At 66.5% G+C, this 15,184-nt stretch carries 17 protein-coding genes and 1 tRNA gene; 8 read left to right on the top strand and 10 right to left on the bottom strand.

The window, feature by feature from the left end; genetic code table 11:
- Positions 1 to 61 precede the first annotated feature (61 nt).
- Entirely contained in the window at positions 62 to 670 is a 609-nt protein-coding gene (locus EER27_RS05730; RefSeq protein ID WP_123087052.1) for a YdeI/OmpD-associated family protein, read from the bottom strand.
- Between the two features lie 241 nt (positions 671 to 911).
- Between EER27_RS05730 and EER27_RS05725 the strand changes: the two genes are divergently transcribed.
- Positions 912 to 1,151, top strand: a complete 240-nt coding sequence (locus tag EER27_RS05725) for a hypothetical protein (RefSeq protein ID WP_123087051.1) — start codon at positions 912 to 914, stop codon at positions 1,149 to 1,151.
- A 64-nt stretch (positions 1,152 to 1,215) separates the two neighbouring features.
- Here the strand turns inward: EER27_RS05725 and thpR are convergent, their stop codons facing one another.
- Positions 1,216 to 1,812, bottom strand: a complete 597-nt coding sequence (thpR, locus tag EER27_RS05720) for an RNA 2',3'-cyclic phosphodiesterase (RefSeq protein WP_123087050.1) — start codon at positions 1,810 to 1,812, stop codon at positions 1,216 to 1,218.
- Positions 1,813 to 1,959: 147 nt separating this feature from the next.
- Here thpR and EER27_RS05715 point away from each other — a divergent pair, with 147 nt between their 5' ends.
- The 6 genes from EER27_RS05715 to EER27_RS05690 all read left to right on the top strand — a co-directional run bounded on the left by EER27_RS05715 (position 1,960) and on the right by EER27_RS05690 (position 5,245).
- Positions 1,960 to 2,556 (top strand): cysteine dioxygenase family protein, encoded by a 597-nt coding sequence (locus EER27_RS05715; RefSeq protein ID WP_123087049.1) that lies wholly within the window; start codon positions 1,960 to 1,962, stop codon positions 2,554 to 2,556.
- A gap of 43 nt (positions 2,557 to 2,599) precedes the next feature.
- Positions 2,600 to 3,052 (top strand): DUF2214 family protein, encoded by a 453-nt coding sequence (locus tag EER27_RS05710; protein WP_123087048.1) that lies wholly within the window; start codon positions 2,600 to 2,602, stop codon positions 3,050 to 3,052.
- A gap of 50 nt (positions 3,053 to 3,102) precedes the next feature.
- A tRNA-Leu gene (locus EER27_RS05705) sits at positions 3,103 to 3,188 on the top strand.
- 242 nt (positions 3,189 to 3,430) lie between these two features.
- Positions 3,431 to 3,646: a hypothetical protein gene (locus EER27_RS05700; protein ID WP_123087047.1), complete on the top strand. Its 216-nt coding sequence runs from the start codon at positions 3,431 to 3,433 to the stop codon at positions 3,644 to 3,646.
- 84 nt (positions 3,647 to 3,730) lie between these two features.
- Positions 3,731 to 4,615 carry a nucleotidyltransferase domain-containing protein gene (locus tag EER27_RS05695; protein WP_123087046.1) on the top strand — a complete coding sequence of 295 codons (885 nt, stop codon included), beginning with the start codon at positions 3,731 to 3,733 and terminating at the stop codon, positions 4,613 to 4,615.
- Positions 4,616 to 4,618: 3 nt separating this feature from the next.
- On the top strand, positions 4,619 to 5,245 hold the full coding sequence (locus EER27_RS05690; RefSeq protein WP_123087045.1) for a Cap15 family cyclic dinucleotide receptor domain-containing protein: 627 nt from the start codon (positions 4,619 to 4,621) through the stop codon (positions 5,243 to 5,245).
- Between the two features lie 401 nt (positions 5,246 to 5,646).
- Here EER27_RS05690 and EER27_RS05685 read toward each other — a convergent pair whose 3' ends face one another.
- Complete coding sequence (locus tag EER27_RS05685; protein ID WP_148040946.1) at positions 5,647 to 6,471, bottom strand: hypothetical protein; 825 nt, start codon at positions 6,469 to 6,471, stop codon at positions 5,647 to 5,649.
- A gap of 1,216 nt (positions 6,472 to 7,687) precedes the next feature.
- Here EER27_RS05685 and EER27_RS05680 point away from each other — a divergent pair.
- A complete protein-coding gene (locus EER27_RS05680; protein WP_123087043.1) occupies positions 7,688 to 8,482 on the top strand; it encodes an NRDE family protein in 795 nt (264 codons plus the stop codon).
- 18 nt (positions 8,483 to 8,500) lie between these two features.
- Here the strand turns inward: EER27_RS05680 and EER27_RS05675 are convergent, their stop codons facing one another.
- From EER27_RS05675 to EER27_RS05645, 7 genes are all read right to left on the bottom strand, one after another.
- Positions 8,501 to 8,983 (bottom strand): hypothetical protein, encoded by a 483-nt coding sequence (locus EER27_RS05675; protein WP_223807185.1) that lies wholly within the window; start codon positions 8,981 to 8,983, stop codon positions 8,501 to 8,503.
- A complete protein-coding gene (locus EER27_RS05670; protein WP_123087042.1) occupies positions 8,953 to 9,153 on the bottom strand; it encodes a PspC domain-containing protein in 201 nt (66 codons plus the stop codon). The genes EER27_RS05675 and EER27_RS05670 overlap by 31 nt, the downstream gene beginning before the upstream one ends.
- 39 nt (positions 9,154 to 9,192) lie before the next feature.
- Positions 9,193 to 9,579 (bottom strand): YfeK family protein, encoded by a 387-nt coding sequence (locus EER27_RS05665; protein ID WP_123087041.1) that lies wholly within the window; start codon positions 9,577 to 9,579, stop codon positions 9,193 to 9,195.
- Between the two features lie 97 nt (positions 9,580 to 9,676).
- Positions 9,677 to 10,762 carry a class III poly(R)-hydroxyalkanoic acid synthase subunit PhaC gene (locus tag EER27_RS05660; protein ID WP_123087040.1) on the bottom strand — a complete coding sequence of 362 codons (1,086 nt, stop codon included), beginning with the start codon at positions 10,760 to 10,762 and terminating at the stop codon, positions 9,677 to 9,679.
- Position 10,763: 1 nt separating this feature from the next.
- Positions 10,764 to 12,005: a poly(R)-hydroxyalkanoic acid synthase subunit PhaE gene (locus tag EER27_RS05655; protein ID WP_123087039.1), complete on the bottom strand. Its 1,242-nt coding sequence runs from the start codon at positions 12,003 to 12,005 to the stop codon at positions 10,764 to 10,766.
- Positions 12,006 to 12,121: 116 nt separating this feature from the next.
- Entirely contained in the window at positions 12,122 to 12,736 is a 615-nt protein-coding gene (gene pssA / locus EER27_RS05650) for a CDP-diacylglycerol--serine O-phosphatidyltransferase (protein ID WP_123087278.1), read from the bottom strand.
- A 299-nt stretch (positions 12,737 to 13,035) separates the two neighbouring features.
- Positions 13,036 to 14,931 (bottom strand): 3-hydroxybutyrate oligomer hydrolase family protein, encoded by a 1,896-nt coding sequence (locus EER27_RS05645; RefSeq protein ID WP_223807184.1) that lies wholly within the window; start codon positions 14,929 to 14,931, stop codon positions 13,036 to 13,038.
- Between the last annotated feature and the right edge of the window lie 253 nt (positions 14,932 to 15,184).

The raw sequence follows: 15,184 nt of genomic DNA, 5'->3' as shown, positions 1-15,184 counted from the left end.
GGCGACACGCGCCGGCCGCTTTGTCGGGCCGCTCGCACCGGGCGACCCCACGGGAAATCGCTCAGCAGCCCATGTACTTCCAATGGCGCAGCTTGCCCTGTGCGATCCACTCGACCGCCTGGGACAGGCGCTGCTGCCGGGTCTGTTCGCGTTTGGCCTCGGTGATCCAATCGACATACTCGCGCTGCTGGCCCGGCGCGAACCCGGCAAATGCCTTTGCGGCAGGGGGATTGGCGGCCAGCGCGGCGGCAAGGTCCTCGGGCACCACCGGCGGCGGCCGGGGCGTCGTGCCGCGCGTCTTCGGAGTTTTCACGCCAGTGTCGATCAAGGCCATAGCCTGCTTGATGTATCCGGCCATCACCCGTTTTCCGGGCAGGTCGGACACCTTCGCCAGCCGGCCAAACTGACCCATCGCCTCGTCGGCTTGGTTACCGTCGGCATCCACGATCAGCGCTCCCTGCCAGAACCCGAACGTGGCGTGCTGCTTGAACGCTGCCATCGAGCACAGGATCCGGCCGCGGTAGGTGAAACTCGGCATGCCCCACTTCAGCGTTTCCTCCGCCTGCGGGCAGCTGGCGTGCACCAGCGTGCGCAGGTGCGCGAGGATCGGCCGGGCGAACTCGCCGGACGTGCCGATGTAGGCGTCGATGCGCGGATCTGGCTGGCCCATGTGCGCGTCTCCGGTGACGGGCGGTAATTGACAGCAGCAGGTGGCAGGCGTCCCATTCTGCCTACCTGATGGCGGCTTCGGACGGTGCGCGCGACGCACAAGTCCGCCGAGCACGGCGAGCCGCCGCCAGTCGCAGTCCGACCGCTCCACCGGCCGGGCGCCATCACGGACGCCGGCATGGGCGGTTGCCCAGCCGCGCTCCGTGTCACGAATCAGGGGCCCCCGCCCCCGGGAGTGACGCATGAGCATGCACGAACGCCGGCAACACCCGTCCACCCAGTACCAGTTGCGGGCACAGCTCAACTCCGACCAGCTCCGCCGACTGCGCGAGCTCGAACTGTTCGGCTGGGAGCTGCGCTTCGTCCGCCATCCCGATCAAGGCTCTGCACAGCCGGTGCTGTTCGCCGGCGGATCGGCCTACGCGGTGATGAACGAAGACGGTCACCTCGAAGAATCGCCCGACTTCCATCTGCGGCATTGACGGTGGGTGCAGGCAGGCGCGCCGGCCCTGGCCGAGCGCGTCGTGGGAGACCTGCGGGTGCGCTTCAGGCCTTGCCGAGCGGCCACTGGCCGAGCAGGTCGTAGGCGTTGCGCGCGCCCTGCTCGCTGCGAATCAGCACGAAACGGGACACGGCCCACGGCAACGGCGCAATCGGCGTCGCGCGCAATGCGCGGTCGCCATGGCGCATCACCGTCACATGCGGTGTCAGCCCGTGCTCCGATCGCGGGCGCACCCCTTGGCTTTCCAGTGCGGCGCCAAGCTGCTGCCACAACAGTGCCAGGCCATCGGGCATCGCGTCGCACCCCAGCCACCAGAGCTTGCCGAAACTGCCGGCCACATCGAGCACGAATTCGAACGCCGGCGCGCGCACGTGGCCCCCGGCGGCAAGTGCCGCACCCATCAGCGACGGCGGCACCGACGCGAAGTCGCCAAGGAATTGCAGCGTCATGTGATAGCGGTGACGGTCGATCCACCGGCCGCCGGGCGCCCGCGCTTGCTGCAGTCGCATCGCCTCGGCATGGATCGCCATGCGAGTCGCCTCGTCTGGCCACAACGCGAAAAACAGCCGCTGCACGCCGCGCGCCGGGACGACGCTATGCCCGGTCCGGCCGGGTTGGGCGGTGGAGTCGGATGACGGCATGCGACCAGTCTAGGCCTGCCCCGCCCGCGTCAGACCTGGACGCGAGCGACGCGCGCGCGTCACGCCAGCGACCATGCGCACCCGCACGTCATCGCAATTTGTCATAAGCCCCATACCGAAATGCATGTGAGGGCCTAAACTACGGGCATGGATACCGAAACCGCTCTGCCCAACATCGCATTCCCCGGCCACGATAAGTTCATCGCCGCCCTGGATGCGGCCGTGACACAGGGCGACGAACACGCCATCACCGCGGCGCTGCGCCGCACCCTCTGCAACCTGATCCGCGACAAGGACGTGCGCCTGCCCGACTGCGTGCACGAGCCACTGCAGGACCACTACGCACGGCGCGAGCTGTACCGTAGCCCCGAGCACGGCTACAGCGTCGTGGCGATGACCTGGGGCCCGGGCCAGGGCACGCCGGTTCACGACCACTGCGGGCTATGGTGCGTCGAGGGCGTGTGGGACGGCGAGCTGGAGATCTGCCAGTACGAGCTGCTGGAACAGGACGGCAACCGCTTCCGCTTCCGCGCCGCTGGCGGCATGCACGCCGGCCCCGGGAGCGCTGGCAGCCTGATCCCGCCACACGAGTACCACACCATCCGCAACACCAACCCGGATGCGGTGGCCGTGTCGCTGCACATCTACAAGGCGCCGATGGCATGCTGTTCGATGTTCGTGCCGCAGGAGGGCGAGTGGTTCACCCGCCTCGACAAGACCCTGTGCACCGACGACGCCCGCTGAGCCCGGCCCGACTGGAGCCGGCCCGACTGGAAAAGGAGTTCCGATGTTGATCGACCTGTTGATGGCCTCCGGGCATCACCTGCTGGTGTTCGCCCTGGTCTCGATGCTGGTGGCCGAATCGGTGCTGCTGCGCGGCGCGATCGACACCGCCACGTTGCAACGACTGACCCGACTCGACGCCGGCTACGGCATGTGCGCCGGGCTGCTGCTGGTAGTGGGCCTGCTGCGCGTGTTCTTCGGCATCAAGGGCGAAGACTTCTATCTGCACAACCCGTGGTTCCACGCCAAGCTCGGCGCGTACGTGCTGGTTGGCCTGCTGTCGATCCTGCCCACCGTGCGCATCCTGCGCTGGCGCAAGGCACTCACCATCGATCCGGCCTTCCGACCAGGCCCAGACGCCGTCGCCGGCCTGGCGCGCGTGGTGCGGTTCGAGTTGGTGTTGATCGCGGCGATCTTCGTGCTTGCCGCGGCGATGGCACGTTTCGGCGGATTCTGAGAACGCAGGCCGCCCATAGCGCCTTCGCTCGGCTATACTGCGCGCCCGCTGCCGGAGTGGCGGAACGGTAGACGCAGCGGACTCAAAATCCGCCGCCCTTAAAAGCGTGTGGGTTCGAGTCCCACCTCCGGTACCAGCTAGAACAAAGGGTTAGGCCTCACGGCCTAGCCCTTTTGTTTTTTGCGCAGTCGAATCACGACCCGCAGGCGGCCCGTAGGCTCGACTACACAGCACTACGAGACCTGTAAGCACGCCCTGCGACTCATTTTGCGGCCCCGGTGGCCTGCGATCGCTGCCCCGACTCGCACACCCGCAACAGTCGCAGCCTGCGAGACTCCGCTCTGGCACGCTACAGGCTGGCCCACTGCGAGAACCGCCATGCCAGACAACTTCGACGCCTACGACGACGAGGGCAACCGCTACAGCGTCCACGTCCGCCGCAGCTTTATCAGCACTGGCGACCTTAGCGATCCAAATGGGCGCATCGAAGGTCTGCCCTCGTACCTCCTCACGGGCGGCGGCGCACTAAACCGCATAGACGACGAAACCTTTGAGATCGTCGCCACAGGTAAGCGCTTGACGGTTCGGGCTTAGGGGCAAGTCGGGGCGGCTCTTGAAATGGGTGACGGCCGTCACAATCCGTATCGACTGGGGAGTTTCCAACTTGAAGGGGAATCCATGAGCGCGGCACTGAACGACCGTTTTGCCACGTGGGCGCAGGCCCCAAGCCAGACCGAAAGCGACAAGATCGAGCACTCCATTACGGCGATTAAGAAGGCCCTCGCCGCAAGCCCGAAGGTGGCATCTGTCACTAAGGTGTTTGTTCAAGGCTCCTACCGCAACCGTGTAAACGTCAGGCAGGACAGCGACGTGGATATCGCAGTTCTTTACACCGGCGACACTTTCTTCGCGCACTACCCCGAGGGAACCAAGCGCGAGGACTTTGGCAACTCGGCGGCCACGTACACCTACACCGAGTACAAGAATGACATTGGTAAGGCCCTGACTGACTACTTGGGTGCTGACCACGTAACACGCGGCGACAAGGCATTCGACATCCACGAGAACAGCTACCGCGTCGATGCAGACGTGGTTCCGGTTTTCGAGCACCGCCGTTACAGCAAGAGCGGAAGCTACATCAGTGGCACGGAGCTGCGGCCCGATTCTGGCGGCAGGATCATTAACTGGCCCGAGCAGCACTACACGAACGGGAAGCAAAAGAACGACGACACCGGCCGGGCATATCGCGGCGTTGTTCGCATTATTAAGAAGCTGCGCAACATCATGGACGAGGAAGGAATCTCCGAAGCGAAACCGCTCAAGGGTTTTAACGTCGAATGCCTCGCTTGGAACGCTCCGAATACCTGCTTCACGAATGACACCTGGTTCGGCGACGTGTCCGACGTACTGAATCACCTGTCGTTCTACTTGGCGAGCATGGAACGCTGCAAGGAATGGGGCGAGGTCAGCGAGTTGAAGTATCTACTCGCCGGTAGTGACGCGAAGCGCAAGCAATTTGAAGCCTTCGTAGATCGCGCCCGCAAGTACATCGGGATTGCATGAGCGATGTTTACGCGCATCCAAATTACTGTAGCGCTAGCCGTCGCAACCGCCGCATGGGGCGCGGTGCTTTGCCTCCAGGGAACACATGTTTCATGGGAGCACCTTGCGCCGTTTACCACAGTGGTCGGCGTGCTCGTCGTTGTCGCGCTTGCGATGGAATACGTGCTATGGCCATTCCGAATCTTTCAAGGATGGCTGTTCAATCGCCCCGACCTTCGCGGAACATGGAAGGTGACTATACAGTCGGAGTGGCCGGAAACTGGCCAGAGGATCCCGCCCATTACTGCATACGCCGGCATCGCCCAGACTTTGAGCGAGCTACAAATTCACCTAATGACGCCCGAGTCGGAATCCTGCTTGCTTGCCCATGCTATCGAGCCGACGCCCTGCGGAAACCGCTTCGATGTCTCTGTCGTCTATGCCAACACTCCCGGCGTCGAACTTCGCGGCGTACGGAGCGAGCGACACGTTGGCGCAGCGACGATCTCCACACACGGTGCGAAGTACAAGCCTGAATCTATGACCGCTGAGTACTGGACCGACAGGCGCACCGTCGGGCGGATGACTTTTGAAGGTCGCGTCCCAACCGTGTACTCCCGCTACGAGGACGCAAAGCGGAATCTCGACTAGCGCAGCTTCACCAACTTCACGTAAGTGGCAGGCTTCGACCGCGACAGACCGAACACGGCCAGCGCCAGCGCAAGGACCAGGTCATCGTGCACCCCTTAGCATTGAACGTGGCGTTGGCCTCCCCGGTGTACCGCACGCGGAAGTCCTGCAGCTCGCGCACAAGCACCAGAGCGTCAGGCAGCGAGCGCGAGACTTTCAGGTGGCTGTTGTTGAGCAGCGCTTGAAGCTTGCTGACTAGCTCGGCCTTCACCTCCGGTACCAGATAGAACAAAGGGCTAGACCTCACGGCCTAGCCCTTTTGTTTCGCAGTTCGATCACCACCCGCATCCAGTAGCTTCGCTACAGAGCGCTACGGGCGGCAGGTGCGACCTTCATCGACCCTTTTGCCCGGCAATGGTGGGCTACTCTTCGACCCGCGCCGGGGTAGCCCCGAACCCGCTCGTCTCGGTCGCAGCCTTCGCTTTCGCTGCCTCTTCGGCTATTTCATGGGGCAGCAACACCTTCTCGAACATCAAGAACTTCTCGTCCGGGAACAACTCTTTAGCGACTTTGCGCAGCTTCTCAACGGCTACGGGGATACTTTCGTTGCTTCCTTCAATATGCTCACGAATGGTCTCAGCTCCCTGCAATGCGCCGCCGAACAAGTACTCCCCAAGCTTTGATTTCAGCTCTGCCATCGATACACGGCGGTTATTCAACCCCTGCGCCGCAAATACTGGCTGCACTTCACGGACATAGAACTCGTTCCGCTGCCTCACCGCCTGCAACGCCTGATCGAACCGTTCCTGCTCGATGATTAGATCAAATAGAACTTGCGGCGCGCTCGAATCCAGAAGGAAGTCCAACTCATCGAACTTCTGCCGCATGTCGATCTGTTCGGGGGGCTGCGACGCCGGGAGATTGAACGCCAACTCTATGTCGGTCCTGTGGGGAGCAATAAGGTTTCGAAAGGTTCGTATTTCGTTGTGATGAAAGCCGAGTACCAGCAGCGCACGATTGAGCGCCGTCTTCTGTGCGCGAACTTCCCTCGCCTTTTCTCTATTTTCCTCCAACCGAAAGGCAAGCAAGGCGCCAGCAAACGTTCCGAATAGAGCGAACAGTCCGGCTGCCACATCCTTTGCTTCGAATGAGCCGTCGCTAGCGAACAAGACTAGAGCAATCGCTGCAACTGCGACGACCAACGCATATAGAGCCCACGGCGGAAACCGGAACGATTTGTTAGGCATAGCCCCCCCCCATGCATGCCCTAAGAATACTTCCCTGCGGCCTGGCTTCGCTCAGCCACCCCGCGCGACCTCGGCATTTCCCACATCCAGCGCCCCGTGCCCCGCCCCTTACCCGGCCGCCCGCTCGGGATACGCTATGACGCGAGGCCTTCCTTCGCGCGCCCTACGGTACGCCACAAAATCGGCCCTTGGCCTGCTCGGCCAAGTTCTTTTGAGCCATCGGGCCACCTGCGAGCCAAGTACTGAGCCAATCGGCAGCCTCGCCCTCGCATCCTTCTTAGCTTCGACCTGGCCCACGCGAGTCGAAGGTGACATTGAGTTGCTCTACCCTGTTGTGCAAGGAAGGCTGGCAGAGATAGGTTCTCGGCGGTCCCGTGGCGAAAGAGCAGAAGACCGCCCGTCGAAGCTAGCCACCTGACGCGTACTGTCTTTCCGGGGTCCGGGCGGCGCACGCAGATCCGTTCGCCCTTCACCATTCAACGCCCCGGCTCGCGGACACACTGCTCTCAAGCGCCGCGCGGTCGTCGATCCAGACGAGAACACTCGATGGCGGCGTCGTGACGCGGCGCAGACATGAAGAAGGCCCAGTCTCGACAAGGGATGTTCCCCTCGGGTGGCTGGGCCTTCCATGCCGAAGAGATGCTTGAGCCTTGAATCCAGCGAACCTCGTAGCTGACTGGACGTTTGACCCGAAGTGGATCCTTCTTCGACGCCCCGAGCATAGCGCTGTGGGCGTTATCCCGGGGTAAAGGCGATCGACCGTTGGTCAGCCACCGTCGTTCGGCGCGGGTGGGCGCTCAAGGGTGCGGGCATGCGGACGCGGCGCGGGGGGCGCTCGAACCCGCGTGCGGACGCGTGGCGCGACGCGGCGGCGCGCAATGGCGACGGCGACGACGATGGCGTGTTGTCGAAGGGGACAGCGCGTCGTGCGCACTTGAAGAAAGGGCGGCAACGCCAGCTTCCATGCCGGCGTTACCGCTGCAACAACAAGATGCGATGCATTCTCCGGCTGCCGCGCCAGCGACGGTCAGCGATGTCGCTGATCCGCGGTGCAACGCAGTGGGATGTCGCGTGCCCGGGAATGGGCGTGTGGCGCCTATGATCTCCGACGACGCCTCGCCAATCCGTCGCAGCCGTCACGGAAGTCGACACCGGTGCCGATTCGGGCAGCGCCGTCGCGCAACCAACGCCCGCCAACGCCATTCCGGAACCGTCCATGTGCCTGATCGCCCTCGCCTGGCAATCCCATCCGCGTTACCGGCTCGCCGTGATTGCCAATCGCGACGAGTTCCATGAGCGTCCCGCGGCGGCAGCCGGCGTGCTACCGGATCTGCCGCACCTGTATGGCGGGCGGGACCTGCTGCAGGGCGGCAGTTGGTTGCTGGTGTCCAACACGGGCCGGCTGGCCGCGGTCACCAACGTGCGCGCTGGGTCCGCCGGCGAGGTGGCGCCCCGATCGCGCGGCGCGCTGGTGCGCGACTTCGCCGCTTCCGACGCGGACAACGATGGCTTCTTCGCCGCCCTGGCCGACACCGCGCACGAGTACGGTCGCTTCAACCTGCTGGGCTGGGACGGCAACCAACTGGGCTTCGCGAGCAACCACCCCGGCTTCACCCACGCGCCCGTCGCCCCTGGCGTGCACGCGATGTCGAACGGCGCGTTTGATGCGCCGTGGCCGAAGAGCGGCCACGCGACGCGAGCGCTGTCGAACTGGTTGCAGTCGCCAGCTGCTGACGTCGACGTCGACGACACCGCGTTGGCGCCGCTGTTTGCGGCCTTGGCCGACATCACCGTCGCACCCGACGATGCACTGCCCGACACCGGCGTCGGGCTGGAGCTCGAACGCCGCCTCTCGCCGCCGTTCGTGCACGGCGATCGCTACGGCACGCGGTGCAGCACGGTGGTGCTGGTGGAGGCGGATCGAATCGTGTTTGCAGAACGGCGCTTCGGACCGCAGGCCAGCCCGATGGGGCAATCCGTCGTGACGTTGCCGATCACACCCTGGCTTTGACGCTGTGCTGCCGCGCGCTCAGCGCGACCACGGCCACCAGCCACGTCCGGTCAACGCATAGCGATCGGCGGCACGCTCGAACGGATTGCGCCCGCTGACACCGCCCAACAGCAGGTACAGCGGCAGGAACAGCACGCCCAGCACCATGTACTGGTAGACGTGGGCACGCTCGTGATCGCCGATGCGGATGCGGGCTTCCTCGCGCAGGCCGGCGCGGTGCGCGTAGGTCACGCACGGCGAGTCCAGCGTGTCGCCGGTGTGCACGATCACGTTGCCGAACGTGATCGCCCCACCCGGCCCCCAGGGCCAACGGTGGAACACGATCGCGCAATCGGCACGACGCAGGTGCGCGTGCGCGCCAAACGGCAACCCCGCGGCGCCCACCAGCAATCCCAGCAGCGTGCACGGCACGGCCCAGGCGATCCCGAGCACGCGCGTTGCCGCCAGCAGCGCCGCTGGCAGGCGCGGGCTCAGCTGCCCTCCTCGGGCATCAGCAGCCACAGGATCAGGTAGACGAGGATGCCCGGGAACGCCGCCGAGACGATCGACAGCACCACGTAGACAAACCGCAGCAGCGTCGGATTCCAGCCGAAACGGTGGGCGATGCCGCCGATCACGCCGGCGACCATGCGGTCATGGCGGGAGCGGCTGAGCGAACGGCGCTGGCTCATGGCGGGTTCCGTCGTGGGAGGCAGCGCGAGTCTAGCGCGTCAACGTACCGGCGCCGGCGCGCTGCGCAGCTCCCTGAGTTTGGCACCCAGCCACGCCGCCGACGGCACGGCCGGGCGACCGGCGCATCGCACCTGGTAGACACGCCCACTGAGGCTGCTCTTGGTTCCGGCGCGTTCGATGAACTGCTCGGCGGTGGCGACCATGTCGCGCTCGCGCAGCCAGTCGTATTTGCGGCGCAGGTGCTGTTGCGCCTGGGCCGCGGGATGCCAGCTGCCGTTGCGCTGGAACTCGCAGCCCGACGCGCCCAAGGCGCCAATCAGCTGGTCGATCTCGCGCACGGCCTGCGGTGGCGGCGCGGCGTGGACGGAAGCCGCGACGGCGAACAGCAGCGCGGCGTTGAGGGCGAAGATGGCGGGCTTGGTCATGCCGGGATTACACCTTGCCGACGGCCATCGGCACAGCCCGCGCGCGAACCCGAGCGCGGTGCGGTTCACGTTCCGGGTCGATGGCCACCGCGCCGGCCTATCGCGAACGCCGCGTCAGCCAGTCGTGGATGGACTGCGGCACTTCGCGCTGCGCCCGACTCGACACGTAGATGCCGATGTGGCCACCGCGGAACGACAACTCGCTGTAGTCGGTGGTGCCCACCAGCTTGGCCAGCGCGCGCGAGGCATCCGGCGGCACCAGATGATCCTGCTCGGCGTAGATATTGAGCACCGGCGCGACGATATGGCGCAGATCGACCGGGCGACCGCCGATGTCGATGCCGCCCTTGACGAAGCCGTTGCCCTGGTAGAACTGCTTGATGAACTGGCGGAATGCCTCGCCGGCCTGGTCGGGTGAGTCGAAGATCCATTTTTCCATGCGCAGGAAGTCCTCGAGCGCCTGCTTGTTGTCGAGGATGTCCACCAGCCCCACGTACTTCTGCACGAACAGCCGCCACGGCTTGAGCGTGAGGTAGCACCAGTTCATGACATCGGCAGGCACGTTGCCCAGCGTGTCGACAAACAGGTCGGCATCGAGCTCGCGCACCCAGTTCGACAGCATGTTGTCGGGGGTGTGGAAGTCGACCGGCGTGACCATCGTGATCAGGTTGCGCACCTTGGCCGGATTCAGCGCGGCGTAGCACAGCGAGAACGCGCCGCCCTGGCAGATGCCCAGCAGGTTGATCGAATCGAGGCGGTAGGCGCTGCGCAGGTGATCCACCGCGCCGCCCAGGAAGCGCTGGATGTAGTCATCCAGTTCGAGGTAGCGGTCGGAGCGGTCCGGATAGCCCCAATCCAGCACGTACACGTCCTCCCCGCGCTCGAGCAGGCCACGCACGATCGACTTGTCGGCCTGGAGGTCGACCATGTACGGCCGGTTGACCAGTGCGTAGGCGATCAGCAGCGGCACGCGGGCGGTGGGCGTCTGCTCGCCGCGGAAGCGGTACAGCACGACCTTGCCATCGCGCCAGACTTCTTCCTTCGCCGTGGCGCCGTACTCGACGTCGTCGACCTCGCGCAGCGTGTCCAGTCCGGCGCGCAGTTTGCCCTGCGCCTGCATCGCTTCGTTGGCCAGCGATTCGGCGCTGATGTTGAGCGGCCCGTAGGCGTCGTATCCGTTCATGTCAGCGCTTTCCCTTCGCCGCCTTCACGGCCTTGGTTGCGTTGGCCGTCAGTGGCTTGCCGCGCGCGGGCTTGGCTGCTGGCGCACGCGATGCGGTTTGCTTGCCGCTCGCGGGCTTGGCTGCAGGTGCCATCGGGGCTTTCTTTGCCGACGCCTTGCGTCCCGAGGTCTGCGCGGCGGCAGGCGCGCGCTTGGCGGGTGTGTCGGCAGTGGCGGTGCGCGGCGGCGGCGCAGTGGCCGCGCGTGGCGAATCGGCGTTGCCGGCCAGGCCCTGCACGGCATCGCGCAGGCGACGCAGCTCGCGTTCGAGCTGGACGATCTTGCGGTGCGCGGCATCGACCTCGGTGCGCGTTGGCATGCCCAACTGCATCGCGGCCTGCTCCACCTCGCCCTGCACCGCCGCGCGCAACTGCATCTGCGTGTTGACCAGCTCGCCATAGCTCGCGCGGAAACGCGGCGACAGCGCGATCTCGGCATACGCCTCTTCGGCGGCGTCGATCCACAGATCGAACAGTGCGCGCGCCGAGCCGATCTGCCGGCCGGGTTCGCTGCGTTCTGCCAGTTTCTGTTCGAACAGCTCGAACGCGCGTTGGGTGGCATCGCCCAGCATCGCGTGGTGCGCCTGGTTGGCCTGCTGGTGCTGGTCGTGCGCGCGCGCCAGCTTCTGCCAACGCTGCTGGTGCTCGCGTGCGAAGCCGAACGCGGGCGTGCCGGCCCAGTCGCGGCCGCCGCGTTGCAGCAGATCGAGCCAAGGCTTGACCTGCTCGCCCCACTGCTCGAACCCATGCTGGCCGGGGCCCTGCATGCCGCGAATCGCATCGGCAAACACATTGCCGCCGCCGAGCGCGTCCTTCCAGGCGCGGGTGATGTCGGCGGCGCTACCGTCGCGACCGGCGAAGCGCGCGGCAACGTCCTGCATCTGCGCGTACCAGCCGCTGGCCTGCTGGCTGAAGCGATCGAGCGTCTCGTTCGCTGCGCCGCCACCGCTGCCCTGGGCGAGCTTGGACCACCACGCGATGGCGTCGTTCCAGCCGGGCATGGCGCCCTTGTCGACGCCCGCACCCGCCGCGCCGAAGCCCGGCATGCCGAAGCCCGGCATGCCGACGCCCGCGGCCGAAGGCGCGCCGCCGGCACGCATCATCTCGCCCCAGGCATTCCAGTACCGGCGCGCAAGCGCCGCGAATTCTTCCTGTCCGTGACCGTCGGCATTGAAGCCGCCTGCACCGAAGCCGTGGTTCGCCATCGCACCCTCCAAGGTTTGTGGCGATCATAGCAACGGCCGTGTTGCATCCAACGACATGCGCCAGCGCATGTCGGGGTGCGCCGCGCGACCACGCGGCCGGCGCATCGCGGCGTTACTCAGGGCTTGGGAATGTGCAGCGTCTTGCTGATCATCAACGAGCCGGAAATCGCGAACAGAAGCACCAGCGGATGGAGCTGCCACGGACCGAGCTGGACCATCCCCAGCCACAGCTGGCTGCCGATGGCGTCCTGCGAAGCGGCCACCCACAACACCACCACCAGCAACAGGCTGGTCGGGATCGGCGTGCCTTCGAAGTACTTGACCTTGCCTTCGTCGCCGGACAACTGCTCGGCGGTGACGTTGTAGCGCGCCAGGCGGCTGACGCCACAACCGACGAAGTAGCTGAGCACCATCCAGTCCCAACCGCCCTGCAGGCCGCAGGCGTACGCGAGCGCGGCCGGCGCGACGCCAAACGAGATGATGTCCGCCAGCGAGTCCAGTTCGCGGCCCAGGGTCGAGGACGACTTCCGCCAACGTGCGATGCGACCGTCGAGCGCATCCAGGATGAAGGCCAGCGGGATCAGCGCCATGCCGATCATGAGGTCGCGCACGTCGCCTTCCTGCAGGAAGCGCATCGCCGAGAAGATCGCGCCGGTGCCGCAGAACGCGTTGCCGAGGGTGAACCAGTCCGCCAGGTGAAACTCGCGGATCATCGAAAAGTGACGCGGCATGCGGCGCTCCATTGGCCGTGACGCGATCGCAATGCGACCGCAGGTATGCAGGTTGCCAATGCCAACGACGGGCGGCAAGTGGAATGCCTCCCGAACCGTGCCCGCCGGTACGCAACTGGACAGGTTGGCGTGCCCCGAGCGTGGCGGATTGCGGGCGCCTGACGCGTCGTCAAGCACGACCACAAACCACAGTGCCTCCCGCGCTGGCCACGGGACGACGCCCAAAGGCGATGCTCGCGGGGCGTAGCGCCGGCGCACCGGGGGCTGCCGGCAGCATCGCCGGAAGGCCGCCCGCGAGATCAGTTGTGCGGAATGGCCAGGTGCGTCCCGGCGAGCGGATGACCCGCGCCGCGCGGCGTGGTCGACAACGTGGCGTCGACGGGCAGTGGCGCGCCGCTGTCGAGGTGCGCCTGGACGCGATCCAGCGCGGCATACACGTACGGCAGCAGCGGCAGGTAGCGTGCGGCGTAGTCCGGCAGGCCGAGGAAGCCGTCGAAGTGCTGGCTGTGCGGTACCTGCCAGTAGCGCACGTCGCGACCGGCCGCCTTCGCCATCGCCACGTACGGCGCACTGCTGAACGCCGGTGGGATCAGCCCGTCATCGAGTCCGTGCACCACCACCACCGGCAGGCCTGCGCGCGGCGGTCGGGCGCGCGTCGCGGCGATGCCGGCATGGATCGCCGCATCGGCATCGTCGTGGAGAGCACGCAGGCATTGCAGGCCCGGTAGCGTGGCATCGGGCAGCTGCATGCGCGTGTCGACGATGCCGACTCCGGCACCGGGCGGAATGCCGCTACCGTCGGCCCACCACGCGGCGCGTTCGACGGCGGTCGCCGCGCGGGGCGTGAAGTCTGGGTTGATCGCGCTAAACGCATGGCCGCAGGGGCCCTCGCCGGCGCCATGACGACCGTAGGCCGAGGCGTAGGTGACGGCCACGGCCCGCCACAGATCGAAGCCGACCGACAATGCACCCGCACGGAGCGCCGCGTCGCTCCATCCGCGGGCGCGCAACCGCGCATACGCCGACGCGGATTGGCTGGCGGTGTCGTCGCCTTCCACCAGCCCGGCCTGTTTCAGCGAAGCGCAGCGCAGCGCCCACAGCGGTGCGGCCTGCGCGCTCACCGGCGGTTGCGGCAACGGCGCCAGGGCCGGATGCAGCAGCGCACAAGGCATCAGCAAAGCCGCTTCGGTGGTGTAGTCGTAGAGGGATCGACCACCGTCGACGTGCACGTTCGGCTCGCCGGCCACCACCGCGTCGAGCCAGGGCTCGCCCTCGTCTTCCGCCGCACGAAGCACCGCGCCGCCGCCGTTGGAGATACCCACCGCGATCACGCGCGTGTTGGCGAAGGTGAATGGCGCCGATTGCGGAAACGCCTGCTCCAGTGACTGCAGCGCAAACTGAGCGGCCTGCCGCACGTGCCGGCCCCAGTCGGCCTCGGGGTTGTCGCGCGAGTGCGCGTGCTTGAACGCGATGCCGCGCTTGCCGTCGGCGCCTTCGGGCACGAACGCCAGGCCATCGTCGACGGTGCCGATCGTGCCGTCCAGGCGCACGCCCAGGCCGCTGTCGAGATCGAAATAGTCGCTGCCGGCGCCCTTGTCGGTGTACGCGACCGCGCAGCCTTTCGGCAGGCCCCACGCACCGCCGACTGCGATGGCCCCGTACACCCCGCGCGAACCCGACGAGGCGGCAACCACCACGCAACGTCTGCCCGTGTCGAACGCATCGGGCACCTGCACCAGAACGCGGTGCGGCTGCGTGGCTCCGGGTAAACGCGCGAAGGCGCTGAACTCGCGGCCGGGCACGTTGACGGTGCTGCCGTACACCTCGCCGTAGCCGCCACCCGGGGAGAGATCGGCGATGCCGCGCCAATTGCTCCACAGTGCGCGGCGGCGCAACTCGGCGGCGGTGGGCGACGCGGGATCAGCGAAGCCCGGCGGCACCATCGCACGCAGGCCGTCGCGGCCAAGCCCGGCGGTCAGCAGGTCGTCGTTGCCGCGGTGTTCGGTCACGCGCACCTGGCTGGACAGCGTGAGCGGCGTCTCCGGCGTCATCGATCCCGCCTCCGTGGCGGCGTGTGGCGGGGTGGCGCGCACCGTGGTGGCCGCAGCCAGAACACCGGTGGTGGCAAGGACGAAGATTGCCGCGCCCATGCCGGCGCGGCGCAACCCGTGGCGGGAAGGCGAATGTGGATTCATCGCCGCAGCCTAGCAAGCGCCAGCGGCGCGCCCATCGTACGTTGGTACAGGCGCTCGCCCGGTCGCCCCCCCAATCCGCTTGCTAGGCTAGGCGAGCGCGGCATTCGCCGAGCATGCTGTCACCGAACATGCCGGCGCCTAGCGAGCTGTCGTCTAGCGCGTTGTCGCTACCTGCTCCGCCCTGTCGTCGCGGCATGCCGGTCATGCCCATCGCCAACGCGTCCACCCCCGTTTCCGATTCCGAGTGCGTCGC

The sequence above is a fragment of the Montanilutibacter psychrotolerans genome, assembly GCF_003719825.1.
GTDB classification, from domain to species: domain Bacteria; phylum Pseudomonadota; class Gammaproteobacteria; order Xanthomonadales; family Xanthomonadaceae; genus Montanilutibacter; species Montanilutibacter psychrotolerans.
Note: the sequence above shows the minus strand (reverse complement) of the source record. Positions and strands in the feature narration are given on the sequence as shown.